The following is a 25,394-nucleotide window of genomic DNA, read 5'->3' as shown; positions in this document are numbered from 1 at the left end:
TACTACTAACAAGGCCATGCGCAATAGCTAGTTTCCCCTCCTCAAGAAGGTCGGCAGCCCTGACGATCGCTAGCGCCGGCTGCGCCAGATCGAAAACAGGATCCAGATGCCGCACAAGCCGGCGCCGATGAATCCGCCAACGCCCAGCGCCAGCAGCCAGCGACTGGCGCTCCCGCCGACGCTGTTCATGACGATCGACGAACCGATCACCAGGGCAGCGGTCACGATGCCCATGGTGAGCCGATTGGCGGCGCGGTCGACCTGCTCGCCGAACTCGCGCAAGGCGCGCGTTTCCACGTGCAGCTGCAACTTGCCGCGCCGTGCGGCCTGGATCAGACGCTTGAGATCGCGTGGCAGATCGCCGATCAGATCGATCGCGCCAGTCACAGTGCGTCGACTGCGGCGCAACATGGCGCTGGGTGCGTACCGCTGCAACACCACGCGCTCCAGATACGGCCGCGCTTCGGTGGCCATGTCGAAATCCGGATCCAGCTGGCGCCCCATCCCTTCGAGAGTGAGAAAGGCCTTGATCATCAGCGCCAGATCCGACGGCAGCGTCAGTCCGTGATCGCGCAGGATGGCGGTGACGTCACCGAGCATCGCGCCGATGCGTAGCTCTTTCAACGGTACGCCACGGTATTCGTCGACGAATGCACCGATGTCCTGTTGCAGCCGCGCCTCGTCGATCTCCAGGCTGGTGCCGGCCCACTCCAGCAGCACATCGATGACCGCCTCGGCGTCGTAGCTCACCATGCCGTGCAGCAGCTGCGCGACCTGGAAACGGCGCTGTTCGGACACACGCCCCACCATGCCGAAATCGATGACGGCGATACGACCGTCGCGCAGATAGAAAATATTTCCCGGATGCGGGTCGGCGTGGAAGCAGCCGTCCTGCAGCACCATCTTGAGCACGATGCCGGCACCCGTGCGCGCAAGCGCCTTGCGATCCAGCCCCGCCGCATCGACCGACACCATGTCGCGCCCGGGGATGCCATCAATGAACTCCTGCACATTGAGCGACTCGCAGATCCACTGCCAATACACCGCGGGCACTACCACCTGCGGGTCGTGCGCGAAGTTGGCGGCGATACGCTCGGCATTGCGACATTCGGCGGCGAAGTCCAACTCGCGCCGCAGCGAGACAGTGAATTGCTGCACCACTTCAGCCGGGCGATAGCGCTTGAGATCGGGTGCGCGCGTTTCGACGATGTCGGCCAGCCGCGCAAGCAGACGTAGATCCGCATCGATGGTGTCGCCGATGCCGGGACGACGGATCTTCAAGACCACCGGCGTGCCGTCGGCCAGCCAGGCGCGATGCGTTTGCGCCAGCGATGCAGCCGCCAGCGGTTGTTCGTCCAATCGCGCGAACACGCTTTCCGGCTCTGCGCCCAATGCGGCGACCAATTGCGGCCGGATCTGTTCGAACGGCAATGCAGGAACCGCATTTTGCAGTTCGCTCAGTTCTTCGATCCATTCCGGCGACAGCAAGTCGACACGCGTCGCCAGCACTTGCCCCAGCTTGACGAAGGTTGGCCCGAGCTCCTCCAGCGCACGACGCACACGCATGGCAGCGGACATCCGCAAGCGGCCCTCGGCGTTGTTCCAGTGCAGCAACCTGCCGGCACGTTCGAGCACATCGGCCAGCCCGATGCGGCGCACCACATCGCCAAAGCCGTATCGAATCAGGACCGAGGCGATTTCCTGCAGACGCCCCAGGTCACGCACGGTGCCAAGCGCTTCCCACATCAGTGCACCGCCTGCGCAGGTTCGAAATGGGTGGCTGGCTCGCTACACGCCTGCGCGCAGGCCCCAACGTGAGCGATCTCTCGGTGCGATAGCGATGCCTCGCGAGGCGACCGATCCACGACCACAGGCCTACCAGTATCACGTGCCAGCAAGACAGCCGCGTGACTTCCCGCCTCACGTCGCGCAAGCCGGCGCACCTGCGCAGCAATAACCGGCGACGCACCAGGCGGACTACGCCGGATGAAGATGGATGGCAACGTATCAAACACAGCAGCGGAAAACCCGAACATCGGCACAGAGGTTGGCGAAGAGACTCTAGGTTGTAGCCGATCTCTCCGCCGCTGTCGCGCTTCTGTCCGCTGCGGGCTTAGCGCACAGTGTGGTGCGCGTGCGAGTTGACGCTTCGATCGCGCAGCACGCAGTGCGGCCCAGTGGCTTCAATACCGAAGGCGCAAGGTCAACCCATAGGTCCGCGGCGCACCGAGAAATGCATTCCAGGAACCGGCCTGCAGCGGCGCGTCGATGACGACCTGACGATAGGTTTCGTTGCCCAGATTCTCCGCCCAGACTTCCACCATCCAGCGCTTGTCGTCTGCGCCGATACCGGCCCTGGCATTGACGATGGTGTAGGCCGGCTGCACCTTTTGCGGATCCAGGTCTGTGCCGGCGTTGAAGTCGGATGAGTATTTGGCGCCCAGATTGAAACGCGCCGTCAGCTGATTGCCCAACGGACGTTCGTAGGTAGCCGACAGATTGCCCGACCAACGCGGTGCGAAGCTCATGCGGCTACCCGGCAACAGCGCAAGATCGGCGTCGGGCAAACGGTCATCACCATACGTGGTATCCGTGTAGCTGAGCCCACCTTGCAGCATCAAGCCACGCACGCCGGTCTGCCAGAGCAATTCGGTGTCGATTCCCCGCGAAATCACGGTAGGCACGGAGCGAACCACGAAACTGGTGCCGAGAAAATTGTTGAGTTGGAAATCGCTGACGTTCTGATAGAACAGCGCCGCATTCAATAGCAGATTGCCGTCCATCCAGGTGGTCTTGGCACCCAATTCGAAACTGTTGACGAACTCGCCGGGAAACGCCGTGTCGTCTACCGGCACGATTCCTTGCGCGCCACTGGACAGGCCATCGGCCGACTGCACCCGGTCCAGATTGAAGCCGCCCGCCTTGTAGCCACGAGCGGCCGAGGCATACGTCATCACCTCGTCGCTCCAGCGATAAGCCAGTTTGACGGTCCCGGACCATTCGCGCTCGGTCAGTTCCTGGCGGGTCCTGCGGCCGTTATGTGCCACGTTACTCCACGGCAGGCAGGTGAATCCGATCACCTGCGGCGCGATCAGCGGTACCGCCGTGGCAGGCACGCCACGCGCACCCAGGGCGGCGCCGATACGGCGCAATGCCGCAGGATTCAACTGCCCGTTGGCAGCGAAATAACTGGCGCACGCCGGGCTGCCGTCCGGATTGTCGTAGGTCGAGGCCAGCACCTTGTTTTCGTGCGTGTAGCGCAAACCCATCACCACATCCAATGCATCGGTCGCATGCCAGGTGTTGTTGGTGAACAGCGCCACGCTCTTGCCATCCTGACGATAACGATCCTGGCTACCAAGTCCGCGGAACAGCGAACCGGCCGGCACGCCGGTGGCATCGGCGAGAAAACGCGGTGCATCTGCACGCGTTGCCAAGGCCGGGTTGATCCGCGCCAGCAGCGCTGTCGAAAGATAGGGTTCGTAGGCGCTTCCGAAGCGATACGACTCGTTGCGTCGCAGCCTTTCGTCGGCATAGAAGAAGCCAATCATCCAGTCCACGCGTTCGGTGGAGCCGGCCAGGCGCAACTCCTGACTGAAGGTTCTGAAGCCGGTGAACGTCTCGTCCTTGCGCGGCTCGCGGTACAGCACATCGGCGGCGCTGTAGTCGAAGTCCAAGCCGTTGACCGCCGTCCAGTCGCGCAGTGCGGTGATGGATGTCAGCGTCGCCTCGTTTAGCCAGGGCGTAGTCCAGTCGACCTGCGCGGATACGCCGCGATCGCGAATGTTCTGAACGGTGCCGCGATTGCTGTAGGCCAGCCGGCGCGACGGGTCGGCAATGGGAATACCGGCCTGACCTCCCGGAGCGACTGCATCCATGACCGCCGCCAGCGGCCCCCGTTCGGTGGTGACGGTGACGCAGCAATTCTCCGCGCGGTTGGTGGCATCGGCAGAAAAGTTGATCGCCAGATCGTGAGACGGCTCCCAGAGCAGCTGGACGCGTCCGGTCTCAAGATTCTGATCGCCGTCGCGTGTATCGGTACGCGGGCCGTTACCGGTGACCACGTCTTCAAACCCATCGCGGCGACGCTTTGCCGCGTAGACGCGTAGCGCGGCGGTTTCACCCACCGCGTCATTGAACGCAGCGGCCAGCCCGAATGCGCCAAAATTACCGGCGGTGATTTCTGCATCGGCACTGCGCGTGAAGCTGGGCCGCCGGGTCACCACGTTGACGACGCCAGCGGAGGTGTTCTTGCCAAATACCGTGCCCTGCGGGCCCTTGAGCACCTCGATGCGTTCCAGTTCGCCCAGATCGGAGAACGCCACACCATTGCGCGCACGCGCCACACCGTCGATGACCACGCCGACCGAGGCTTCCAGGCCCGCATTGTCGCCCACGGTACCGATGCCGCGAATGCGGATGCTGGTCTGTGCCGCACTCTGCGTACTGGTGACGATCAAGCCCGGCACCAGCACCTGCAAATCCTTGATGTCGTTCACGCCCGTGTCCAGCAGAAGCTGCTCGGACAGCACCGACACGATCACAGGCACATCCTGCAGTTCTTCTTCGCGTTTTTGCGCGGTGACTTTCATCGCGGCCAGCGTTGCCGGCTCGGTGTGCTCGGCAGTTGCCTGCGTTTGTGCATGCAACACCGGGGTCTGAATTGCGGCGATAACGGCAAGCGCAAGTGCAGTGCAATAGCAGCGTTCGATGCTCATCAACTTCCCCGGATGAAGAGACGCGTACATGCGCAAGCGCAGCAGATGGTACGAGCCGTGTAGGAAAGACGTTAACGCCGATATGCAGTGAGCACGGACATCAATCCGAACACGGCGCTCCCTTAGCGAACTCTAGCGCTACACCGTGGAACTTGAGCGATACCGGCGTGGGCACGCACATTGACCGCTGCCGGATGGATGTCATGGATGTCAGAGGTGAAACATCGGTGAGTGCAGGCGCTGCCGCACGTCCGCTATAGCAGCGCGCTCAAGCCTCGCAGTGCCGCGACCACGGTTTGACGACGGACTGCATCGCGGTCGCCGTCGAACTGGAACAACTGCGCCGTGGCGTAGCCGCCGCGTCGTTTCCAGCCGATCCACACCGTGCCGACCGGTTTGTCTTCGCTGCCACCGCCCGGCCCGGCGATGCCGGTCACGGCGACGGCAATGCTGCCACCGGAGGTCACCAATGCACCGGACACCATTTCGATCACCGTCTCCCGGCTGACCGCGCCATGCACCTCCAGCGTCTGCGGCCTGACCCGCAGCAGCGCCTGCTTGGCCTCGTAGCTGTAGGCGACGATGCCGCAATCGAACCAGTCCGAAGAACCGGCAATATCGGTCATTGCCTTGGCAATCCAGCCGCCGGTACAGCTCTCGGCGGTCACCAGCCGCTCGCGCGCCGCGCGTAATCGGGCGCTCAGCGATTCGGCGAGCTGCAGAAGGTCGTGATCAGTGGGAGACGTCATTGCGGGGGTCAGGATTGAACAGCGGTCACTTTTATCCGAATTTGCCCGCGCTGTCTTCCGCCAGCTGCCTGGTCAGCGATCGGTTTTTGGACCGCCCGCCTGTTTCGGCAAGTGCCCACGCAGTGCGGGACGCCGCTGATGGAGGTGCAGCCTGACATCGCACCTAAGTGACTGTTTTCCGCTGATCTGCGCAGCAACAGATTATCGATCCAGGGAGCGCACACGACACTGAAGTCACGGCGGACCTGACGGTCCGCACCGACATGCTCGGGATGCGGTAGCCCGTGCATGGTGACGCCTGCGATCGGTGGACGGGGCCTGCAATTTGCAGCTGCCACGCAGCTGACTGCGGCCAGCCCCGTCGAATGCCGCGTCAGGTTTCCCAGTCTTCCCGGCGGTCCGGCAGCATCGCGCGCAACGGCGCGCCGTCATCTCCGGCGGCAAGCCGTTCGGCTTCGACCATCGGCAGATCGACTTCCAGCAACCAACCGTCCTCGTCGGACTGCTCGTTGCGCACCACTTCCAGCTGATGCAGCTTGGAACGCAGGCGACCGGCGGACGACGGCAAGCGCAGCTGTCCGGTCAAATGACGCAGATCCAGGCGTTGACCGAGTGCGTGCTGCAGTTCCTGCAAGCCACGCCCATCGCGCGCCGACACCCACACGCGTTCGCGCCGCGCCTGATCCGGAATGCCGTCCTGCGCATCGTGACGAACTTCGGCACCGTCAATCTTGTCGATCTTGTTGAACACCAGCAGCTGCGGCAGATCGCCAGCGCCCACCGCCTGCAACACTTCATCGACTTGCAGGATGCGTTCTTCGCGCAGCGGGTCGGCGGCATCGACGATGTGCAACAACAAATCGGCGTCGCGCGCTTCGGACAACGTCGAACGGAAGGCAGCAACCAATTGGTGCGGCAAATCGCGGACGAAGCCCACCGTATCGGCAAGAATCGCACTGCCGCCTGGCAATGCGATGCGGCGCACGGTGGGGTCCAGCGTGGCGAACAATTGATCGGCCACATAGGCTTGCGCACCGGTCAACGCATTGAACAGCGTCGACTTGCCCGCGTTGGTGTAACCGACCAATGCAATGCGCGGCAATTCGCTACGCATCCGCGCACGGCGCATCTGGGTGCGCTGCACCTCGACTTTTTCCAAGCGCTGCTGCAACTGCTCCACGCGCTTCTGCAGCAGGCGGCGGTCGGTTTCCAGCTGGGTTTCGCCGGGGCCGCGCAGGCCGATCGCACCGCCGCGCTGACGCTCCAGGTGGGTCCAGCCGCGTACCAGCCGTGTGGCCATATGCCGCAGCTGCGCCAGTTCCACCTGCAGCTTGCCTTCGTGGCTGCGCGCGCGTTGCGCAAAGATGTCCAGGATCAGGCCGGTACGGTCGATCACGCGCCGCTCCAGGTAGCGCTCCAGATTGCGCTCCTGACCCGGCGACAAAGTGTGGTTGACCAACACCAGATCCGCGCCAGTCGCCTCGGCGGCGGCCTTGATTTCTTCCAGCTTGCCGCTGCCGATCAAGGTCGACGGGCTGGGCTTGTCGATGCGCGCGGTGAGCGTTGCCGCCACCGTGGCGCCCGCCGACCTTGCAAGGTCGGCGAACTCCTCCAGCACATCGTCTTCGGCAGGCCCACCTGCGTGGGTCTGAATCAACAGCGCGTGCTCACCCTTGCGGGAACGATCAAACACGCGTTACTCCATTACTGCTCGACGTCGTCATCTTCCGCTTGATTACCTTCATTGGATTGCACATACCCACCACCCGGCCCCACGCGCACGTTGCGCGCCGGCACGACCGTGGAGATGGCGTGCTTGTAAACCATCTGACTCACGGTGTTGCGCAGCAGGACCACAAATTGGTCGAACGACTCGATGGTGCCCTGCAGCTTGATGCCGTTGACCAGATACACAGAGACCGGCACCCGCTCGCGCCGTAGCGCATTCAGGAATGGGTCCTGCAACGATTGCCCCTTAGCCATCGAAAAATCCTCTTCATTATTGTTCTTATTGTCCCGGTCGACACCTGCTATCCCCAGCCGGCCCCGGAAACGGGATGTTACACGCCTGAAGCCTGCTGCACAGTGGAACGATGAGCGAGGAAGCCGACAAGTGCGTCGTCCAATTGATGCCGATCACGCTCCGGGTCGAACCAGCGTGCGTCGAGCTCGCCACGCAGCCAGGTGAGCTGCCGTTTGGCCAGTTGCCGGGTCGCCTGAATCGCCTTGTCGCGGAACTCGGCCAAGCTGCCGGCGCCATCCAGATAGTCCCAGGCCTGGCGATACCCGACCGCGCGCACTGCCGGCAAATCCAGCGGCGCAGCCACGGCGCGCATCTGAGGCAACTCCCGCAACCGCTCCACTTCGGCGAGGAAATCCTGCGCCAGCATCGCGTCCAGGCGCTGCGCGATGCGTGCGTGCAGCACCGCTCTATCTTGCGGCGCCAGCACGATTTTCAAGACCCGCAGCGGCAGGCGCGGCCCGGACGGGAGCGCCTGCCAATAGCTGATCGGCCGCCCGCTGAGGCGGTATACCTCCAGCGCACGCTGGATGCGCTGCGGGTCGGTGGCATGGATGCGCGCTGCGGCGATCGGGTCGACCTGCGCCAGTTGCGCATGCAAGCCGGCCCAGCCTATCTGTTCGGCCTCGGCGGCGATTGCGGCGCGCACGGTCGGGTCGGCTTCGGGCAATTGCGACAGCCCTTCGAGCACTGCACGAAAATACAGCCCGGTGCCGCCGGCCAGGATCGGCAACTTGCCGCGCGCAACGATGTGCTCGACCGCCTTGCGTGCATCGGCGGCGAACTCAGCCGCCGAATAAATCTGCCAGGGGTCGCGCAGGTCGAGCAGATGGTGCGGTACTGCGGCGCGCATCGCGGCATCGGGCTTGGCCGCACCGATATCCAGGCCGCGGTAAACCAGGGCCGAATCGACGCTGACGATCTCCCCGTTCCAGCGTTCCGCCGCCTCCAGGGCCAGCGCAGTCTTGCCGCTGGCGGTAGGGCCCATCAAGGCGATCGCCAGCGGGCGTCGGTCGGCCGGCATCAGTCCTCGTCCGGCCAGCGAATGGTCGGCGCGGCCGGCGCACTGATCCGCGGGGTCGGAATCGCCGCCACCGCGTTCCAGACCTTCAAGGCATCCACGGTCGCCGCCACATCGTGCACGCGTAGCAACAAGGCACCGTGTTGCGCGGCGATCAGATGCGCCGCGACCGAGCCATACACCCGCTCGGCGGCAACCTCGCGCCCGGTCAATTCGCCGATGCTGCGTTTGCGCGACAGCCCCGCCAGCACCGGCAAGCCGAACTCCTGCAGGCGCTGCAACTGCGCAAGCACGGTCAGGTTATGCGCGGTGGTCTTGTCGAAGCCGAAGCCCGGGTCGAGGATCAACCGGCGCTTATCGATGCCGGCCATCTCGGCGGCAAAAATGCGCTCGGCCAGAAAGCGATGCACCTCCGCCACCACGTCGTCGTACTGCGGCGCGTCCTGCATCGCATGCGGCGCGCTGCGTGCGTGCATCAGCACCACCGGCACGCCCAGTTCCGATGCTGCGTCCAGCGCGCCCGGCGAACGCAACGCATAGACATCGTTGATCATGCCGGCACCGGCAGCGACCGCTGCGCGCATCACCTCCGGCTTGAAGGTGTCCACGCTGATCGGCACGCTGGTCTGCTGCACCAATGCCTCGATCACCGGGATCACACGCTGCAACTCGTCTTCCAGCGATACCGCCGTGGCACCGGGACGGGTGGATTCGCCGCCGATGTCGAGCACTGCAGCGCCCTGCTCCACTAGCCGCAGCCCGTGCGAGATCGCCGCCTCGTAGGTCGCGTGCTGGCCGCCATCGGAAAACGAGTCCGGCGTGACGTTGACGATCCCTATCACCTGCGGCGCATCCAGTCGCAAGCTGCGACCAGCGCAATCCAGCTTGAGGGTGGTATCGAACATCAGTGGTTTCTCCTGAAGCGAGTGAGAGAGGGTGATCTGAGCCGGTGCGGCGTGAGCGGACAGCTGCCTACCGATTTGGATATCGGCAGACAATCGCTACCGACTGCAGCGACTGCGCGCACCCGTTGAACGGCTGAGGCTAGCGGATGCGGCTTGATGCAGGGTCGTCTGCTTGTTGCAGGGAGCGTTTGCCATTGTCGCGCAGCCCGCACCGCGTCGCACCCTGTGCGTGGAGAACTCAGGGCTGCGCCCACACTCAAATGCAGCTTCGATTGCATCGGAGAACGGAACGCAATGCGCTTCATCGCTCGCCGTCGGCCGATCGCTCACCGTCTCCAAACAGCACAACGCAACGGGGCCAGGAATCGCTTCCTGGCCCCGCTGGATACATGCAACTGCAAACACCTGACTTAGATCTGCTCGGCGGGTCCTGCAATCGGCGGCAACGGACGCGGGCTGCCCTTATCGTTGTTGTTGCCACCGTCCTTGTCGGACTTGGCCCAACCCGCAGGCGGTGGCGGCTCGCGGCCTTCCATGATGGCGTCGATCTGCGGCACGTCGATGGTTTCGTACTGCAGCAGCAACTGCGACATCGCGTGCAGCTTGTCCAGGTTCTCGGTGAGGATTGCTTTGGTCTTGCCGTAGGCCTTGTCCAGGATCGAACGCACGACTTCGTCGATCTTGCGCGCGGTTTCGTCCGAGACATTCTTGTGCTGAGTCACGGAGCGACCCAGGAACACCTCATCCTCTTCCTCGCCATAGGCGACCGGGCCAAGCTCGTCGGACAAACCCCACTTGGTGACCATGTTGCGCGCCATCTTGGTCGCACGCTCGATATCGTTGGACGCACCGGTGGTGACCTTGTCGCCACCGAAGATCAGCTCTTCGGCAACACGGCCGCCATACAGCGAGCATAGCTGCGATTCGATCGCAACACGGTTCATCGAATAGCGATCGCCTTCCGGCAGATACATGGTCACGCCAAGAGCGCGGCCGCGCGGAATGATGGTGACTTTGTAGACCGGGTCGTGCTCCGGCACCAGCCGCCCGACGATGGCGTGGCCAGCTTCGTGGTACGCGGTCAGCGTCTTCTCGTCTTCGCTCATGGCCATCGAACGGCGTTCGGCACCCATCAGGATCTTGTCGCGGGCTCGGTCGAAGTGGTCCATGCGGACTTCCTTCTCGCTGCCACGCGCCGCAAACAACGCGGCCTCGTTACACAGGTTGGCCAAGTCGGCACCGGAGAAGCCCGGGGTACCGCGTGCGATGACCATCGGCACCACGTCGTCGGCCAGCGGCAGCTTGCGCATGTGCACGCGCAGGATCTGCTCGCGACCCTTGACGTCCGGCAGCCCGACCACGACCTGGCGGTCGAAACGGCCCGGACGCAGCAGCGCCGGATCCAGCACGTCGGGACGGTTGGTAGCCGCAATCACGATCACGCCTTCGCCGCCTTCAAAGCCGTCCATTTCGACCAGCAACTGGTTCAAGGTCTGCTCGCGCTCGTCATGCCCGCCGCCGAGACCGGCGCCGCGATGACGACCCACTGCATCGATTTCGTCGATGAAGATGATGCACGGCGCGTGCTTCTTGGCCTGCTCGAACATGTCGCGCACGCGGCTCGCACCGACGCCGACGAACATTTCGACGAAATCCGAACCGGAAATGCTGAAGAACGGCACCTTGGCTTCGCCTGCAATCGCCTTGGCGAGCAGGGTCTTACCGGTACCCGGCGGGCCGACCATCAACACGCCGCGCGGAATCTTGCCGCCCAGCTTGGTGAACTTGGTCGGGTCGCGCAGGAAGTCGACCAGCTCGCCGACTTCTTCCTTGGCCTCGTCGCAACCGGCAACGTCGGCAAAGGTGATCTTGACCTGATCCTCGCCCTGCAGCTTGGCCCGCGATTTACCGAAGCTCATCGCACCCTTGGCACCGCCACCACCGCCCTGCATCTGGCGCATGATGAACAGCCAGAAGCCGATGATCAGGATGACCGGCAGGAAGTTGAGCACCAGCGACCAGAAACCCGGTCCGGTGGACGGCTTCTGGCGGGTCATTTCGATGTTCTTGCTGTACAGCACGTCGACCAGCTTGTCGTCGCGCGGACCGTACACGGTGGCCTCGCTGCCGTCGGTACGCTTGAAGCGGATCGCGTTGACCGCGAGGTTGGTCTCATCGGTGTAATCCACCGATTTGACGCGCCCGGAGTCCACTTCTTTCAGAAACTGGGTATAGGTGATCGAGTCGGGGCCGACGCCGCCCGCCATCCGCGGCGAGAAGCTCTGGAAGACGACCATCAGCACAACCGCGACGACCACCCACAGCAGCAGATTCTTGGTCAAGTCGTTCATCCTCATTGGCTCCGGTGCCCTCTACTCTTCTATTCTTGAAATTCAGCGATCATTGGCAGCTTACTTGATCTGGGCACGCTTGCCCTGACCGAGCGCATAAACTTCCGGGGATCGCTTGCGCGAGGCCGCCGGTTTGCGAATCGTCACCTTGTCATAGCGGCGGCGAAGCTCGCGAATGTAGTCGTCGGACCCAACACCCTGGAACAGCTTGATCAAAAACGCCCCACCCGGCTTGAGGTGGGTGTCGGCAAATTCCATCGCCAGTTCCGCCAGGTGCATCATCCGCGGTTGGTCGACCGCATCCATGCCACTCTTATTGGGGGCCATATCGGACAGAACAAGGTCCACCGGCACATCGCCCAACATCGCTTCGAATTCCGATAGGACGGCTTGTTCCCTGAAGTCGCCATGAAGGAACTCCACCCCGGCCAGCGGGGGCATCTCCAGGATATCCAGCGCCAGCACCCGGCCGGTGTCGCCGAGCGACCTGCGCACCTGCTGGCACCAGCCACCGGGCGCGGCGCCCAGATCGACCACCACCATGTCCGGCTTCAGCAGGCGATCGCGCTGGAGCAATTCCTCCAGCTTGTAGGCGGCACGCGAGCGCATGCCTTCGGCCTGAGCCTTCTTCACGTAAGGGTCGGCGAAGTGTTCCTTGAGCCAGCGCTGGCTGCTTTTACTACGGGAAGGCATTGGCAACGGGGGTCCGAACGGGCCGCCATGATACCCTGAACACCCTTTGCTGCCTTTCGATCCTGCATGTCCATTGTTCTCACCTCCGCCCAGAACCGTTTCCTGCGCGGCCAGGCCCACGATCTCAAGGCGCTGCTGCAAACCGGCGGCAAAGGGGTCACGCCAGCATTTCTGGCCGAACTCGAGGAAGTGCTCGAGCGCCACGAACTGATCAAGGTGAAGGTGGCCTCCGAGGATCGTGAGACGCGCGACGCGCTGATCGCCGAACTGGTCGGGCACACCGGTAGCGCCCTGGTGCAGCGGATCGGCCACGTCGCCATCCTGTACCGCCCCAGCAAGGAAAAGCGTCAGATCGTGCTGCCGCGCGGCTGATCAACCGAGTCTGTTATGCCTTTAAGCCAAGAACACCCCGATTACGCCTACGCGCTGCGCGCGGCCGACGGCCGCCATGCCAAGGTCAACGAGCAGATCCTGCAGCAGAGTTTCATCTTGATGCCGGATGAGTTGGTGGAACGCTGGCCGGTGCAGGATCTGGAACACCTGCAGGCGAGCCACATGGATGCAGTGCTGGCGCTGACGCCGGCGGTCATCCTGCTGGGCACCGGCGAGCGCCAGCGCTTTCCGAACGCACAAGTGCTTGCCGCCTGCCTGACCCGCGGCATCGGGCTGGAAGCGATGACCAATGCCGCTGCGGCGCGCACCTACAACGTGCTGGCCAGCGAAGGCCGGCGGGTGGCGCTGGCGATGGTGCTACCAGGCTGATTGGCTGGGACGGGAATCGGGAATCGGGAATCGGGAATCGGGAATCGGGAATCGGGAATCGGGAAAAGCATGTTCCAGCACGTTTCGCTGTCAAGCGAACCTTCCCCAATCCACCGTTAGCCCGTCTTAGCGCTGGGACCAAGCCCGATATCCCGCAGCGCCAACAGCCTCAGGCTGTTACGAATCCCCAATCCCTACTCCCCAATCACTTCTTCGGCAAATACAGCAACGGATCGACCGGCTTGCCGTTGTAGCGAATCTCGAAGTGCAGCATGTCGCGGGCGGCACCGCTGCGGCCCATTTCGGCGATCTGCTGGCCGGCCTTGACGCTCTGGCCTTCGTTGAGCAAACGCTTGCGGTTGTGGCCGTACGCCGACAACCACTGGTCGTTGTGCTTGATGATGATCAGCTCGCCATAGCCGACCAGGCCGGCGCCCGAGTACACCACCACGCCATCGGCCGCAGCGCGCACGGCCTGGCCGCTGGCGCCGGCGATGTCCACGCCCTGCTTGGTGGTTTCGCCGGTCACGAAGGTACCGACCACCACGCCGTCGGCGGGCCAACGCCAGGAAAAGCCGCTACTGACAGGCGCGGCGACCGGCGTGGCCGGACGCGGCGGCACCACCGTGCCAGCCACCGGCGCGCTTGCTCCCGGCTTGCTGGCACCGGGCGGATACAGCTTCAAGGTCTGGCCGGGATAGATGGTGTTGGGCGAGGACAGGCCGTTCCACGCGGCCAGATCCGGCGCGGTGATATTGGTGCGGCGAGAAATCGCATACAGGGTGTCGCCGCGCTGCACGGTCACCGTCGCACCGGGACGCGGCACCGATGGCCGTGGCGCTGCAGACGGTCGCGAGGATGACGAACCGCCACCGGCGCCAGGGGAACGCACCACTGTCGCGCTGCTGCAGGCGGTCAGCCCGATTGCCACTACGAGCACGACTGCTGTCTTGCGTACCGAATTCATCTGCGTCTTGCTCATCCGTTCGTTGTCTTCCACACCAGCCAAGCTGCGCCTGCTGCAAGCACCGCCATCGCCATCCAGCCCAGCGGCTCGATCCAGCGATGCAGCGCCGCTTCGGCCCGTGCGCCGCCGAGGCGGATCGCGCCGGCGACCAGATAGACGCGTTTGCCGCGCCCGACCAGCATGCTGGCGATGAAGGGCAGGATCGGCACGCCGACCACGCCCGAGGCCCAGGTAAAGATCTTCAGCGGGATCGGCGTGAAACCCACCAGCACCAGCGCCCAGAACGCCTTCCACGGCGACTCCGCCACCAGCGCGCGCAAGGTTTCGATCTGGACCTGGATCTTCACGCTCCAGCCCAGCCATTCGATCAGCGGCTGCAGCGCGGCGAAGGCGAAATGCCCCAGTAGATAGCCGACCATTGCGCCGCACACCGAGCCCACCAGGCTCAAGGTGGCGAACCATAGCGAGCGCTTGGGCTCGGCAAGCGACATCGGCGCCAGCATCACTTCCGGCGGCACCGGAAAGATGAAGCCCTCCACGAAGCTGAGGCCGGTCAGCAGCGCTGGCGCGCGGCGGTGGCGCGACCAACGGATGGCCACGTCGTACAACGGCCCGAAAATCTTCATCGAGTCACTCTCATCAGATCAATCCAGCATGCCCGACAACAGCGGGACGAACGTGACCGGCGCCAGAACCTGTTGCTCGATCTCGCCATCGGCAGCGCGGGTGAGCTGCACCAGCGACTGCGAGGACGCGCCGCCGACCGGGGCCACCAGGCGCCCACCGACCGCGAGCTGATCGACCAGCGCATCTACCAGAGCCGGCGCTGCAGCAGTGACCACGATGGCGTCGTACGGGCCGTGCTCGGGCCAGCCGATGCGGCCGTCGTCGTGCTTGCTGCGCACGTTCATGCCGAGATGGCGAAAGCGCTTGCGCGCCTGCCGCAGCAGGTCGCCGATGCGCTCGACGGTATAGACCTCCAGACCCAGCGCGGCGAGGATCGCGCCCTGATAGCCGGAGCCGGTGCCGACTTCCAGCACTTTGGTCGGCGCCACCTGCAGCACGGCTTCGGTCATGCGCGCGACCACCCAGGGCTGCGAGATGGTCTGGCCGTGGCCGATCGGCAGCGCGGTGTCTTCGTAGGCACGCGAGGCCAGCGCTTCGTCGATGAACAGATGCCGCGGGACGGTGCGCATGGCGTTGAGCGTGGCTTCGTCCTGGATGCCGGCCTCGCGCAGGCGCTCGACCAGACGGTCGCGCACGCGCTGCGAGGTCATGCCGATGCCGACCGATTCCGGTTGCAGCATGCGCAGCCTCGGCGTCATGCCGGGCCGTCCAGCGCAGCGGTCAGCCCGCCGACCCAGCCGGCCACCGTCTCCAGCGCCTGGTAGCGGGTGAGATCGACATGGATCGGCGTGATCGAGATATGCCCGGTGCGCACGGCATGGAAATCGGTGCCGGCGCCGGCGTCCTGTTCCGGACCGGCCGGGCCGATCCAATACACGGTGCGGCCGCGCGGGTCTTGCTGCGGCACGCAGGGCTCGGAGCGATGCCGGTTGCCGAGCCGGGTGACTTCGAAACCGAGCACATCCGACCAGGCCAGATCCGGCACGTTGACGTTGAGGATGGTGTCGGCCGGCAATGGGTCGGCCTTCAGCCGCGCGACGATTTCCACTGCGGCGCGCGCGGCGGTGTCGTAGTGATGGGCTTCGTGGTGATGCGTCACCAGCGACACCGCCACCGCGGGCAGGCCCAGGAAGCGGCCCTCCATCGCAGCAGAGACGGTGCCGGAATAGATCACGTCGTCGCCGAGATTGGCCGAGTTGTTGATGCCGGAGACCACGATGTCCGGGTCGTAATCCAGCATGCCGGTGAGCGCCAGATGTACGCAGTCGGTGGGCGTGCCAGCCACCGCGCAGGTTTGCGCGTCGATGCGGCGGGTGCGGATCGGCACATCCAGCGTCAGCGAATTGCTGGCGCCGGAGCGGTCGCGATCGGGCGCGACTACCATCACTTCATGACCGGCATGCCGCAGCGCCTCGGCCAGGATCTGGATGCCGGGGGCGTCGACACCGTCGTCGTTGCTAACCAGTACGCGCATGAGACTCCTCGGAAAACCCGGCCATGATACCGGATGCGTCCATGCGCTTGCCGCTTGATCTTCGCGTGTGTCTGCGGTTGGACCGGTTACGCTGTACCGATGTCACATCCTGAAGACGAAGACGACAGCGCGCTGTTCCGCGCGGCGATCGGCGCGGTGAAGCCGATCCGCGAAGTGGCGCCGCCGGCCAATGCCAAACCGCGCCCAAAACCCCGCGCGCGCATGGCCGAGCGCGACGAGGCGCAAGCGCACACCGAATTCGCCCGATTGCTACGCGACAGCGCACCGCTGGAAGCCGGCGACACCGCCAGCTATCGTCGCGAGAATCTTCCCACTCGTTTGTTTCAACGCCTCAAGCGCGGGCAATTTTCGGTGCAGGACGAGCTGGATCTGCATGGCGCCACGGCAGCGCAGGCCGAGGCCTTGCTGCGGCAGTTCCTGCTGGAGGCGCATGCGCACGAACATGGCTGCGTGCGCATCATCCATGGCAAGGGCCTGCAATCGGACAATGGCGCGCCAGTGCTGAAGAACCTGATGGACCGCCTGCTGCGCCAGCGCAACGATGTGCTGGCATTTCATTCGGCGCCGCCGACGCAGGGCGGCACCGGTGCGTTATTGGTGTTGTTGGCGCGGCGATAGTGGGCTGATGCGTGGGTAGGTGCGGGTGTGTTTGCTGCCTGACAGGCAGACGTCGTGTCGGGATGAGTTGCGGTCTATGCGCGTGCAGCCTGACGCTTGCGTTGCGACACCCATAGTCGGTCCCGAGCATTCGTCTTCACTTCCGAGCATTCGCTGCGCCGGATAGGCTGCTTCGCTTGCAACCGTGCTTCCGTGCGGCTGACAAGCGATCGGTCGCGCGGGTCGCGGCCGGGGCCGCTCCTACGAGAGCGGGACTCGCTTTTGTGCGTGCGGCAGCAGGCGGATTGCTTAACCTGCTCAGTCGCCTTCACTCCCTAGTATTCGCTGCGCCGGATAGCTGCTTCGCTTGCAACCGCGCTTGCCGTGCGGCTAACAAGCGATCGGTCGTGCAGGTCGCGGCCGGAGCCGCTCCTACGAGACGGATGGCTGCGTGGGGCCTGGCATCTGCGACATATAGCGCTCTGGTTGAGCAAGCTCAGTCGTCGGAACGACTGGTTGCCGCTGCACGACCCACATCGCTGACATCGCCCAGCTCCCACAGCACTGCAGTGGCGTAGCAGCCCGGTGGCAGCGCGAATTCCACCTGCAAGCTCTGCTCGTCCAGCCAGCGATACTGCAGCTCTTGCGGACGCAGGCGCAGCGCGCGGCGCTCCTGTTTCAACTCGGCAGCTTCCAGTCCCTGGCGCAACACCTGCGATTGCGGATCCGCTAACGCACCCTGCTCCGCCGCGGCGGCCTGAGCGGTGGAACGCAGTTCGCCCACGCCCCACAACGGACCGCTCGGATGGATATCGAAGCGTGCCAGCCGCTCGGCCAACACCTCGCTCCACGGCTCGGGGCCGAATACGCTACGCGAGCCATCCAGCATCCACGCTTCGCCATCCAGCGCCGCATCCCAGCTGCCCTGCTCCACACGTGCGCTCAGCACGCGATTGAACAGCGACGAGCGCGCCGCAGATAGCAGGATCGAGCGTTGATCGTTGCGCAGACGGCGCTTGGGGGCCGGCACCAGCGTGCCGTCGGCCTCCTGCAGGTAACCGAACATCGCCAGCGCAGACGCCACATTGCCGCCATCGCGACCGAAGCGCTGTTCGCCAAACCAGTTGGGGATGCCGCGCGCAGCGATTGCCTGCAAGCGTTGCTCGATGGCGCCGCGCTCGCCCTGCACCTGACGCAACGTCAGCACGAAGCGATTGCCCAGCAGCGCGCCGCGTTGCAGCTTGCGGTTATGCCAGGTGCTGTGGACCACCTGCATCTGCGCATCGTCGAGCGCGGCAAGGTCCGGAGCGATGCGCTTGGGCAGGTGCACACTGAAACGTTGCGTGGTCACTGCATGGCGATCCTTCAGCCCTGCATAGCTGACGCCCATCTCCGCGATGCCCGCCCATTTCGCCAGATGTTTAGCGATATAAGCCGTGTTCTGCCCACGCTTGCGAATGGTGAGCAACAGATGCTCGCCTTCGCCCGAGGGCTCGAACGACGGCAGCTCATCGACCTGGAAATCTTCCGGCGTGCTGCGCATTGCCGCGCTGAGGACCGCTGCGCCATGCGCGCGCGGAAGGGAGGAGGTCTCGCTCATGCTGTGGTTCGCCTTCGCGCCGACGGATCGTGCGCTGTTTGCCGAGCTCTCGGCGCGGAATTTGGTGGTGCACGCCAAAAACCCGGCATGCAGGAGTGCGTTGTCGAGCAGCTAACAAAACCACGGCGCTCACCGCCAGCCGGATGCGCCCGGTACTCGGTGCGGCATGTGCCACTCGTACACTGCAGTTGCGAGCGCGGCCGTCCACACCCACCTGACGACCGCTCGCTATGTGTGTTAGCCGTGCTTAGAGCGCGATCTTGCCCAGCAGCACCGCAGCCTGCGCAGCGATACCTTCGCCACGACCGGTGAAGCCGAGCTTCTCGCTGGTCGTCGCCTTGACGCTGACCGCATCGAGCTCGATGCCCAGCAGCCCGGCAATGCGTTCGCGCATGGCCAGCGCATGCGGGCCAACCTTGGGCCGCTCGCAGATCACGGTGATATCGGCATTGCCGACACGCCAGCCACGCTCGCGCAGCAATTGATCGCAGTGCTGCAGAAACTGCGCGCTGTCGGCATCCTTCCAGCGCTCATCCGAGGGCGGAAAATGCTGGCCGATATCGCCCAGCGCCAAGGCGCCCAGCATCGCATCGCAGAGCGCGTGCAACACCACATCGCCGTCGCTGTGCGCGAGCACGCCGTGGCTATGCGCAACACGCACGCCGCCAAGCATCACATGGTCGCCATCGCCAAACGCATGTACGTCGTAGCCCTGGCCGATTCGGAAATTGAAGGACATGGAAAACCCGTGGTGATTAAGAGGCGTCGCTGCCGTCGCTGGCAACGACACCCAGCCCGGCATCGCTGCGCGCGGGTGGCGCAACCTCGTAGGACGCAGCGGCCGGATCGGCGTCTACCGCAACGCCGCGGCGTACAAGTTCGAACTCGAAGCGTGCCAGATCCGCCGGCGTGGTGACCTTGAAATTGTCCTCGGCGCCTTCCACCAGCAACGGACGCAGCCCAAGTCGCTCCATCGCCATGGCCTCGTCGGTGACGTCGACGCCGGCAGCCGACGCGTCGGTGAGACCACGGATCAGCTGATGCCGCCGAAACAGCTGCGGTGTCAGCGCGCGCCATAGACGCTCGCGTGGCTCGGTGCCATCGATACCGCCATCGTCGCCGGCACGTTTGAGCGTGTCGCGCACCGGTGCGGCCAGGATCGCGCCGACCGGATCGCCACGGCCGATTTCCAACAGCCGATCCAGATCTGCCAATGCCAGATTCGGACGCGCGGCGTCGTGCACCAGCACGAAGTCGTCCGCCCGCACGCTCTCGGGCAGGGCCAGCAAGCCGGCCAGCACCGAGGCTGCGCGTGTGGCACCGCCAACGCAGGTCAACACCGGCTTGGACTGCACCGCCGTCCAGCCCGGCCAGTCGGCATCGCCCGGCGCAATCGCCACCAGGATGCCGGCGACCGCCGGATGCGCGGCCAGCGCTGCCAAGGCGTAGGCCATCAACGGTTGGCCCGCTGCTGGCAGGTATTGCTTGGGAAGCGCGCCGCCAAACCGCGTGCCGCGCCCTGCGGCCGGCACGATGGCCCAGATCGAGCCGGTCATGGATGCTGTTCCGTCGCAGATGCGGGCTCGGACGTGGCCGGCGCGGGCGCAGGTTCAGTCGTTGCGGCAGGCAGCAGCGGGGCATCTTCGACCACGCGATAGAACGTCTCGCCCGGTTTGATCATGCCCAGCTCGCTGCGTGCGCGCTCTTCGATTGCCGCCTCGCCGTCCTTCAAATCCTTCACCTCTGCTGCCAACGCCTGGTTGCGTTGGCGCAGACCTTCGTTGTCCTGTGTCTGATGCGCGACCTGGGCTTCCAGCATCATGACTTCACCGGAATTCCCAGGCCCGAACCAGAAGCGGTACTGCAGCCAAGCCAGCAGCACCGCCAGCACCAGCAGTAGCCAGCGCCAGTTGCGCACGGCTTATCGCTTGATCGAAACGAACGCGTCGCGGCCGGCGTAACGCGCGCCGGAGCCCAACGCCTGCTCGATGCGCAGCAACTGGTTGTACTTGGCCACACGGTCGCTGCGGCACAGCGAGCCGGTCTTGATCTGGGTGGCGGTGGTGGCCACGGCGATATCGGCGATGGTGGTGTCTTCGGTTTCGCCGGAACGGTGCGAGACGATGGACGCGTAGTTGGCTGCGTGCGCCATGGCGATCGCTTCCAGCGTTTCGGTCAGCGTGCCGATCTGGTTGACCTTGATCAGGATCGCGTTGGCGGTGCCCGAATCGATGCCCTGCTTGAAGATCTTCGGGTTGGTGACGAACAGATCGTCGCCCACCAGCTGCACCTTCTTGCCGACGCGGTCGGTGAGCAGCTTCCAGCCGGCCCAGTCGTCCTCGGCCAGGCCGTCTTCGATGCTGATGATCGGGTACTGCGCCACCCAGTCGGCCAGGAAGTCGACGAACTGCTCACTGGTCAGGCGCTTGTTCTCGCCGACCAGGTTGTACTTGCCGTTGTCGTAAAACTCGCTGGAGGCCACGTCCAGGCCCAGCAGCACGTCTTCGCCAGCGGTGTAACCAGCCTTGCCGATCGCTTCGAGAATGGTGTCCAGCGCTTCGACGTTGCTGCGGAAGTCCGGCGCAAAGCCGCCTTCATCGCCCACCGCCGTGCTCAGGCCGTGGCCCTTGAGCACCGACTTGAGCGAATGGAAGATTTCGGTGCCGGCGCGCAGCGCTTCGGAGAACGAGCTGCAACCGACCGGCAGCACCATGAACTCCTGGAAGTCGACGTTGTTGTCGGCATGCGCACCGCCGTTGATGATGTTCATCATCGGCACCGGCAATTGCACATCGGATTCGGTGATGGTGGACAGGTACTGCCACAGCGGCTGCTTGCGCGAGGCGGCAACCGCATGCGCGGCGGCCAGCGACACACCCAGCAGCGCGTTGGCGCCCAGGCGGCCCTTGTTCTCGGTGCCATCCAGGTCGATCAGGCGACGGTCCAGACCCTGCTGGTCGGCCGCGTCGAAATCCTTGAGCGTCTCGGCGATGGTGCCGTTGACGTTGTCCACCGCGTGGCGCACGCCCTTGCCCATGTAACGGGTCTTGTCGCCGTCGCGCAGCTCCACCGCTTCCTTGGTGCCGGTCGAGGCGCCCGAGGGCACGGCCGCGCGGCCGAACGAGCCGTCTGCCAGCGTGACTTCGGCCTCCAGCGTGGGATTGCCGCGGGAATCGAGGATTTCGCGGGCGAGGATCTTGGCGATAGTGGTCATAGGTCGATCGGTTACCAGTAAGGGGGAAGTACACCGGAAACAAGCTGCCGGATTATCGCTGCACACCGGTCCATTGCCAAATCGCATGGGGCGAATGCGTGCCAGACCGGCAAGACTGCGCGACTAGGCCCTCAGGGCCAGCAGCGACAAACAAAACAGCAGTAGCAAGAGCAGCAGCAGCGCCAGGCCCATGGCTGCAGCGCCCGGCTGGCGACGCTGCGAGAACGCAACCGGGCTGGCGACAAGACCGCCCAGCGTGACCAGCGCACCTACCAACAGCGTGACAAACATCGGAATGCGCGTGGCCTGCATCGCATGGCTGCCGTCGCCCGGCATGCCGATGCTGGCGGTCACCAGGAAGGCCATCACGGCCAGGCAGGCCCATGCCGCGAGCGACAACCCCAACGCCATCCAGCCCCAGGGCCAGTGCCGCCAGTGCCGGCGTTGGCGACGCGCTGCCGCCAACGCCCATGGGTCGGAACTCATACGACGTCGGAACTCATGCGAAGCGCGCGAACCCGTGCTTCTTGGTCACTGCATCCAGCTCCATCAACGTTTCGAGCAGTTCTTCCATGCGGTCCAGCGGCCAGGCATTGGGGCCGTCGGACAGCGCCTTGGACGGATCCGGATGGGTTTCGGCGAACAGGCCGGAAATGCCGACGGCCACCGCAGCGCGCGCCAGCACCGGCACGAACTCGCGCTGGCCACCGGAGCTGCTGCCCTGCCCGCCCGGCAACTGCACCGAATGCGTGGCATCGAACACCACCGGGCAGCCGGTGTCGCGCATGACGCTCAGCGAGCGCATGTCGCTGACCAGATTGTTGTAACCGAACGAGGCGCCACGCTCGCAGACCATGATCTGCTCGTTGCCGGTCGACTTGGCTTTTTCGACCACCGGCTTCATGTCCCACGGCGCCAGGAACTGACCCTTCTTGATGTTGACCGGCTTGCCGGCGGCGCAGACGTTTTTGATGAAGTCGGTCTGGCGCACCAGAAACGCCGGGGTCTGCAACACGTCGACGACGGCGGCGACTTCGTTCATCGGGGTGTATTCGTGCACGTCGGTGAGCACCGGCACGCCGATCTGCTTTTTCACCGCGTCCAGCACCTTCAAGCCTTCTTCCAGGCCGGGGCCGCGGAAGCTGGTGCCCGAGGTGCGGTTGGCCTTGTCGAAGCTAGATTTGAAGATGAAGTTGACCCCGAGCTTGCCGGTGATCTCCTTGAGCTTGCCGGCGACGTCGAGCTGCAACTGCATCGACTCGATCACGCACGGGCCTGCAATCAGAAACAACGGCTGGTCGAGGCCGACTTCAAAGTCACACAGTTTCATCAGGTCACCTTATTTCGATTGAAGCCTCTCTCCCGTCGGGAGAGAGGCTGGGGTGCGGGTACGGTTGCGAAGCGCTTGCGAAGCCCGATGGTTTGCCCTGGCTGCGCGTGGCGACGCGTTCATCAGGACCGCCATCTTCCGGTGTGTTGCGGCGCTCCGGCGCTTGGCGCCACCTTCTCCCGACGGAGAAGGCACTGCTCACGCACGCGCTTCCTTCAGCAGCTTGCCGCCGGCCTTCTTCTCGCGCGCGGCGCGCACGAAGCCGATGAACAACGGGTGGCCATCGCGCGGGGTGGACAGGAACTCCGGATGCGCCTGGCAGGCCAGGAACCACGGGTGTGCATCGCGCGACAGCTCGACCACTTCCACCAGCGTGTCGTCCATCGACTTGCCGGAGATCACCAGGCCGGCATCTTCCAGCTGGGTACGGTAGCGGTTGTTGAACTCGTAGCGATGGCGATGACGCTCGGCCACCACGTCCTTGCCATACACCTCGCGCGCCAGCGTGCCCGGCTTGAGTCGCTGCTCCTGCAAGCCCAGCCGCATGGTGCCGCCCAGGTCGGACTTTTCGTCGCGCTTTTCGACTTCGCCGGTGGCGGTGCGCCATTCGGTGATCAGGCCGATCACCGGATGCGGCGACTGGCGATCGTTTTCGGTGCTGTTGGCCGCGTCCAGATCAGCAACATGACGTGCATAGTCCACCACCGCGGCCTGCATGCCGTAGCAGATGCCGAAATACGGCACCTTGTGCTCACGCGCGAACTTGGAGGTCTGCACCTTGCCTTCGAACCCGCGATCGCCGAAGCCGCCCGGCACCAGAATGCCGTCGATGTCCTGCAAGGCCGCCATGTCGCTGCCTTCCAGATCCTGCGCTTCCAGCCACTTCAAGTTGACCTTGGTGCGCTGGCGCAGACCGCCGTGACGCAGCGCTTCGGCCACCGACTTGTAGGCGTCCTGGTGATCGACGTACTTGCCGACCACCGCAATGGTGACTTCGTCGAGCGGATGCTTGACCGCATCCACCACCGCCGCCCATTCGGACAGATCGGCTGCGGCGACCTTGTCGCGCAGCTTGAACTGGTCGATGACCAGCTCGTCCAGGCCCTGGCGCAGCAATTCCAGCGGCATGCCGTAGAGCACGTCGATATCCGGGCAACTGATCACCGCACGCTCGGAGACGTTGGTGAACAAGGCAATCTTGCGACGCTCCGAATCCGGCACCGCCTGCTCGGAGCGGCACAGCAGCACGTCCGGCTGGATGCCGATCGAGCGCAGTTCCTTGACCGAGTGCTGGGTCGGCTTGGTCTTCAATTCACCGGCCGCGGCGATGTACGGCACCAGGGTGAGGTGCATGAACATGGCTTTTTCCGCACCGCGCTCGGTGCGGACCTGGCGAATGGCTTCCAGGAACGGCAGCGATTCGATATCGCCGACGGTGCCGCCGATCTCGATCAGCGCCACATCGAAGCCGGCCGTGGCCTCGTCGATGCAACGACGGATTTCGTCGGTGATGTGCGGGATCACCTGCACGGTGGCGCCCAGGTAGTCGCCGCGGCGCTCCTTGCGGATCACGTTCTCGTAGATCCGGCCGGTGGTGACCGAATTCTTGCGCGACAGCCGCGTACGCACGTAGCGCTCGTAGTGGCCCAGGTCCAGGTCGGTTTCGGCACCGTCGTCAGTGACGTAGACCTCGCCATGCTGGAACGGGCTCATCGTGCCCGGGTCCACATTGATGTACGGGTCCAGCTTCATCATCGTGACCTTGAGGCCACGCGCTTCCAGAATGGAGGCAAGCGAAGCGGCGGCAATGCCCTTGCCTAGCGAGGACACTACGCCGCCGGTAACAAAAATCAGGGGGGTCATGGGGCTTGAAGCCTCCCGGAAAGCCATAGTTTAGCGGGTGACGGGCGAATGCCCAAGGGTTGTGTGACGCCCAGGGCGTCGCACGCGGCAAATGCGCGCCACGGCGCGCAAATGCAGACGCCCCGGCCGAAGCCGGGGCGTCCGTGGAACACGTCGTGCTGCGCGGATGCGTCAGCGTGCGGGCTTCTCTTCTTCCTCTTCCTCACGCGGCGCGTTGTCGGCCTTGGGCTTCTGCGCGGCAGCGGCGGCGCGGCGCTCGGCCTTGCGCTCAGCGTCGGTCTTGGCCTTGGCATCGTCGGCCTTTTGCGCGGTGGCGCCCTGCCCGGTCTGCTGCGGAGCCGCCTGGGCCAGGGCAGGAAGTGCTGCGACCGCGGCCGCACCGAGGGTGAGCATCAGGATGTGCTTGAACTTCATGGCGTCCTCTTTGGCGTCGGTGACATCCTCAGGTGGGGACGTTTGGTTCCGAAACCAACGCCAGGGTA

25 protein-coding genes and 1 other RNA gene are annotated in these 25,394 nt (G+C 64.6%); 4 read left to right on the top strand and 22 right to left on the bottom strand.

Features of this window, described 5'->3' with window-relative positions:
* Positions 1-69: 69 nt before the first annotated feature.
* From ubiB to rlmE, 9 genes are all read right to left on the bottom strand, one after another.
* The gene (gene ubiB, locus ACZZ0O_RS15235) at positions 70-1,746 is read right to left on the bottom strand and encodes a 2-polyprenylphenol 6-hydroxylase (protein WP_463591177.1); all 1,677 of its coding nucleotides are present in this window, start codon (positions 1,744-1,746) and stop codon (positions 70-72) included.
* A gap of 437 nt (positions 1,747-2,183) precedes the next feature.
* Positions 2,184-4,718, bottom strand: coding sequence for a TonB-dependent receptor (locus ACZZ0O_RS15230; protein ID WP_463591176.1), 2,535 nt, complete (start codon positions 4,716-4,718; stop codon positions 2,184-2,186).
* Positions 4,719-4,972: 254 nt separating this feature from the next.
* Positions 4,973-5,467, bottom strand: a complete 495-nt coding sequence (locus ACZZ0O_RS15225; RefSeq protein ID WP_463591175.1) for a CinA family protein — start codon at positions 5,465-5,467, stop codon at positions 4,973-4,975.
* A gap of 373 nt (positions 5,468-5,840) precedes the next feature.
* On the bottom strand, positions 5,841-7,160 hold the full coding sequence (gene hflX, locus ACZZ0O_RS15220) for a ribosome rescue GTPase HflX (protein ID WP_115511951.1): 1,320 nt from the start codon (positions 7,158-7,160) through the stop codon (positions 5,841-5,843).
* A gap of 11 nt (positions 7,161-7,171) precedes the next feature.
* A complete protein-coding gene (gene hfq / locus ACZZ0O_RS15215; RefSeq protein ID WP_005915027.1) occupies positions 7,172-7,450 on the bottom strand; it encodes an RNA chaperone Hfq in 279 nt (92 codons plus the stop codon).
* Positions 7,451-7,527: 77 nt separating this feature from the next.
* Entirely contained in the window at positions 7,528-8,511 is a 984-nt protein-coding gene (miaA, locus tag ACZZ0O_RS15210; protein WP_463591174.1) for a tRNA (adenosine(37)-N6)-dimethylallyltransferase MiaA, read from the bottom strand.
* Positions 8,511-9,413, bottom strand: a complete 903-nt coding sequence (folP, locus tag ACZZ0O_RS15205; protein WP_463591173.1) for a dihydropteroate synthase — start codon at positions 9,411-9,413, stop codon at positions 8,511-8,513. Before folP ends, miaA begins: the two co-directional genes overlap by 1 nt.
* Positions 9,414-9,823: 410 nt before the next feature.
* Entirely contained in the window at positions 9,824-11,764 is a 1,941-nt protein-coding gene (gene ftsH / locus ACZZ0O_RS15200; protein ID WP_055844285.1) for an ATP-dependent zinc metalloprotease FtsH, read from the bottom strand.
* Between the two features lie 60 nt (positions 11,765-11,824).
* On the bottom strand, positions 11,825-12,457 hold the full coding sequence (gene rlmE / locus ACZZ0O_RS15195) for a 23S rRNA (uridine(2552)-2'-O)-methyltransferase RlmE (protein WP_055844288.1): 633 nt from the start codon (positions 12,455-12,457) through the stop codon (positions 11,825-11,827).
* Between the two features lie 66 nt (positions 12,458-12,523).
* Between rlmE and yhbY the strand changes: the two genes are divergently transcribed.
* Positions 12,524-12,829, top strand: coding sequence for a ribosome assembly RNA-binding protein YhbY (yhbY, locus tag ACZZ0O_RS15190; protein ID WP_104616163.1), 306 nt, complete (start codon positions 12,524-12,526; stop codon positions 12,827-12,829).
* Positions 12,830-12,844: 15 nt separating this feature from the next.
* Positions 12,845-13,219 (top strand): Mth938-like domain-containing protein, encoded by a 375-nt coding sequence (locus ACZZ0O_RS15185; RefSeq protein ID WP_115527603.1) that lies wholly within the window; start codon positions 12,845-12,847, stop codon positions 13,217-13,219.
* Positions 13,220-13,424: 205 nt separating this feature from the next.
* On the opposite strand, the gene ACZZ0O_RS15180 is transcribed toward ACZZ0O_RS15185, so the two are convergent.
* Genes ACZZ0O_RS15180 through surE form a run of 4 tightly spaced genes read right to left on the bottom strand, consistent with a single transcriptional unit; the run spans position 13,425 to position 16,287 of the window.
* The gene (locus ACZZ0O_RS15180) at positions 13,425-14,201 is read right to left on the bottom strand and encodes a peptidoglycan DD-metalloendopeptidase family protein (protein WP_161963036.1); all 777 of its coding nucleotides are present in this window, start codon (positions 14,199-14,201) and stop codon (positions 13,425-13,427) included.
* A complete protein-coding gene (locus ACZZ0O_RS15175; RefSeq protein ID WP_463591172.1) occupies positions 14,198-14,812 on the bottom strand; it encodes a YqaA family protein in 615 nt (204 codons plus the stop codon). Before ACZZ0O_RS15175 ends, ACZZ0O_RS15180 begins: the two co-directional genes overlap by 4 nt.
* An 18-nt stretch (positions 14,813-14,830) precedes the next feature.
* Positions 14,831-15,511: a protein-L-isoaspartate(D-aspartate) O-methyltransferase gene (locus ACZZ0O_RS15170; RefSeq protein ID WP_055844310.1), complete on the bottom strand. Its 681-nt coding sequence runs from the start codon at positions 15,509-15,511 to the stop codon at positions 14,831-14,833.
* On the bottom strand, positions 15,508-16,287 hold the full coding sequence (gene surE / locus ACZZ0O_RS15165; protein ID WP_115511958.1) for a 5'/3'-nucleotidase SurE: 780 nt from the start codon (positions 16,285-16,287) through the stop codon (positions 15,508-15,510). The genes ACZZ0O_RS15170 and surE overlap by 4 nt, the downstream gene beginning before the upstream one ends.
* Before the next feature lie 99 nt (positions 16,288-16,386).
* Here surE and ACZZ0O_RS15160 point away from each other — a divergent pair, with 99 nt between their 5' ends.
* Positions 16,387-16,926 carry a Smr/MutS family protein gene (locus tag ACZZ0O_RS15160; RefSeq protein WP_115553572.1) on the top strand — a complete coding sequence of 180 codons (540 nt, stop codon included), beginning with the start codon at positions 16,387-16,389 and terminating at the stop codon, positions 16,924-16,926.
* 475 nt (positions 16,927-17,401) lie between these two features.
* On the opposite strand, the gene truD is transcribed toward ACZZ0O_RS15160, so the two are convergent.
* Positions 17,402-18,505, bottom strand: a complete 1,104-nt coding sequence (gene truD, locus ACZZ0O_RS15155) for a tRNA pseudouridine(13) synthase TruD (RefSeq protein ID WP_463591171.1) — start codon at positions 18,503-18,505, stop codon at positions 17,402-17,404.
* A 166-nt stretch (positions 18,506-18,671) separates the two neighbouring features.
* Between truD and ACZZ0O_RS15150 the strand changes: the two genes are divergently transcribed.
* Positions 18,672-18,748, top strand: a non-coding RNA gene (locus tag ACZZ0O_RS15150) — sX9 sRNA.
* A gap of 4 nt (positions 18,749-18,752) precedes the next feature.
* On the opposite strand, the gene ispF is transcribed toward ACZZ0O_RS15150, so the two are convergent.
* From ispF to ACZZ0O_RS15110, 8 genes are all read right to left on the bottom strand, one after another.
* Complete coding sequence (gene ispF / locus ACZZ0O_RS15145; RefSeq protein WP_055844320.1) at positions 18,753-19,244, bottom strand: 2-C-methyl-D-erythritol 2,4-cyclodiphosphate synthase; 492 nt, start codon at positions 19,242-19,244, stop codon at positions 18,753-18,755.
* Positions 19,245-19,260: 16 nt separating this feature from the next.
* Positions 19,261-20,061, bottom strand: coding sequence for a 2-C-methyl-D-erythritol 4-phosphate cytidylyltransferase (ispD, locus tag ACZZ0O_RS15140; protein WP_463591170.1), 801 nt, complete (start codon positions 20,059-20,061; stop codon positions 19,261-19,263).
* A complete protein-coding gene (gene ftsB, locus ACZZ0O_RS15135; RefSeq protein WP_115511963.1) occupies positions 20,058-20,423 on the bottom strand; it encodes a cell division protein FtsB in 366 nt (121 codons plus the stop codon). Before ftsB ends, ispD begins: the two co-directional genes overlap by 4 nt.
* 3 nt (positions 20,424-20,426) lie before the next feature.
* Positions 20,427-21,719, bottom strand: coding sequence for a phosphopyruvate hydratase (gene eno / locus ACZZ0O_RS15130; RefSeq protein ID WP_115511964.1), 1,293 nt, complete (start codon positions 21,717-21,719; stop codon positions 20,427-20,429).
* Between the two features lie 123 nt (positions 21,720-21,842).
* Entirely contained in the window at positions 21,843-22,205 is a 363-nt protein-coding gene (locus ACZZ0O_RS15125; protein ID WP_463591169.1) for a hypothetical protein, read from the bottom strand.
* 13 nt (positions 22,206-22,218) lie between these two features.
* Complete coding sequence (kdsA, locus tag ACZZ0O_RS15120; RefSeq protein ID WP_005992423.1) at positions 22,219-23,049, bottom strand: 3-deoxy-8-phosphooctulonate synthase; 831 nt, start codon at positions 23,047-23,049, stop codon at positions 22,219-22,221.
* A gap of 198 nt (positions 23,050-23,247) precedes the next feature.
* Complete coding sequence (locus ACZZ0O_RS15115; RefSeq protein WP_055844331.1) at positions 23,248-24,912, bottom strand: CTP synthase; 1,665 nt, start codon at positions 24,910-24,912, stop codon at positions 23,248-23,250.
* A gap of 171 nt (positions 24,913-25,083) precedes the next feature.
* A complete protein-coding gene (locus ACZZ0O_RS15110) occupies positions 25,084-25,326 on the bottom strand; it encodes a hypothetical protein (protein ID WP_055844334.1) in 243 nt (80 codons plus the stop codon).
* Between the last annotated feature and the right edge of the window lie 68 nt (positions 25,327-25,394).

It is taken from the genome of Xanthomonas sp. AC360 (genome assembly GCF_979258225.1).
The sequence above is the reverse complement of the archived record's forward strand: the minus strand, read 5'-3'. Positions and strand labels throughout refer to the sequence as shown.

Excerpts from the sequence above, each read along its gene's own strand:
- ACZZ0O_RS15115 (WP_055844331.1), bottom strand. The coding sequence starts at position 24,912 with ATGACCCCCCTGATTTTTGTTACCGGCGGCGTAGTGTCCTCGCTAGGC.
- ACZZ0O_RS15170 (WP_055844310.1), bottom strand. The coding sequence starts at position 15,511 with ATGACGCCGAGGCTGCGCATGCTGCAACCGGAATCGGTCGGCATCGGC.
- truD (WP_463591171.1), bottom strand. The coding sequence starts at position 18,505 with ATGAGCGAGACCTCCTCCCTTCCGCGCGCGCATGGCGCAGCGGTCCTC.
- ACZZ0O_RS15160 (WP_115553572.1), top strand. The coding sequence starts at position 16,387 with ATGTCACATCCTGAAGACGAAGACGACAGCGCGCTGTTCCGCGCGGCG.
- miaA (WP_463591174.1), bottom strand. The coding sequence starts at position 8,511 with ATGCCGGCCGACCGACGCCCGCTGGCGATCGCCTTGATGGGCCCTACC.
- ACZZ0O_RS15225 (WP_463591175.1), bottom strand. The coding sequence starts at position 5,467 with ATGACGTCTCCCACTGATCACGACCTTCTGCAGCTCGCCGAATCGCTG.
- ACZZ0O_RS15125 (WP_463591169.1), bottom strand. The coding sequence starts at position 22,205 with ATGAGTTCCGACCCATGGGCGTTGGCGGCAGCGCGTCGCCAACGCCGG.
- folP (WP_463591173.1), bottom strand. The coding sequence starts at position 9,413 with ATGTTCGATACCACCCTCAAGCTGGATTGCGCTGGTCGCAGCTTGCGA.
- ACZZ0O_RS15110 (WP_055844334.1), bottom strand. The coding sequence starts at position 25,326 with ATGAAGTTCAAGCACATCCTGATGCTCACCCTCGGTGCGGCCGCGGTC.
- ispD (WP_463591170.1), bottom strand. The coding sequence starts at position 20,061 with ATGACCGGCTCGATCTGGGCCATCGTGCCGGCCGCAGGGCGCGGCACG.
- rlmE (WP_055844288.1), bottom strand. The coding sequence starts at position 12,457 with ATGCCTTCCCGTAGTAAAAGCAGCCAGCGCTGGCTCAAGGAACACTTC.
- ACZZ0O_RS15230 (WP_463591176.1), bottom strand. The coding sequence starts at position 4,718 with ATGAGCATCGAACGCTGCTATTGCACTGCACTTGCGCTTGCCGTTATC.
- surE (WP_115511958.1), bottom strand. The coding sequence starts at position 16,287 with ATGCGCGTACTGGTTAGCAACGACGACGGTGTCGACGCCCCCGGCATC.
- ACZZ0O_RS15175 (WP_463591172.1), bottom strand. The coding sequence starts at position 14,812 with ATGAAGATTTTCGGGCCGTTGTACGACGTGGCCATCCGTTGGTCGCGC.
- ACZZ0O_RS15185 (WP_115527603.1), top strand. The coding sequence starts at position 12,845 with ATGCCTTTAAGCCAAGAACACCCCGATTACGCCTACGCGCTGCGCGCG.
- eno (WP_115511964.1), bottom strand. The coding sequence starts at position 21,719 with ATGACCACTATCGCCAAGATCCTCGCCCGCGAAATCCTCGATTCCCGC.
- yhbY (WP_104616163.1), top strand. The coding sequence starts at position 12,524 with ATGTCCATTGTTCTCACCTCCGCCCAGAACCGTTTCCTGCGCGGCCAG.
- hfq (WP_005915027.1), bottom strand. The coding sequence starts at position 7,450 with ATGGCTAAGGGGCAATCGTTGCAGGACCCATTCCTGAATGCGCTACGG.
- ftsH (WP_055844285.1), bottom strand. The coding sequence starts at position 11,764 with ATGAACGACTTGACCAAGAATCTGCTGCTGTGGGTGGTCGTCGCGGTT.
- ubiB (WP_463591177.1), bottom strand. The coding sequence starts at position 1,746 with ATGTGGGAAGCGCTTGGCACCGTGCGTGACCTGGGGCGTCTGCAGGAA.
- kdsA (WP_005992423.1), bottom strand. The coding sequence starts at position 23,049 with ATGAAACTGTGTGACTTTGAAGTCGGCCTCGACCAGCCGTTGTTTCTG.
- ACZZ0O_RS15180 (WP_161963036.1), bottom strand. The coding sequence starts at position 14,201 with ATGAGCAAGACGCAGATGAATTCGGTACGCAAGACAGCAGTCGTGCTC.
- ispF (WP_055844320.1), bottom strand. The coding sequence starts at position 19,244 with ATGTCCTTCAATTTCCGAATCGGCCAGGGCTACGACGTACATGCGTTT.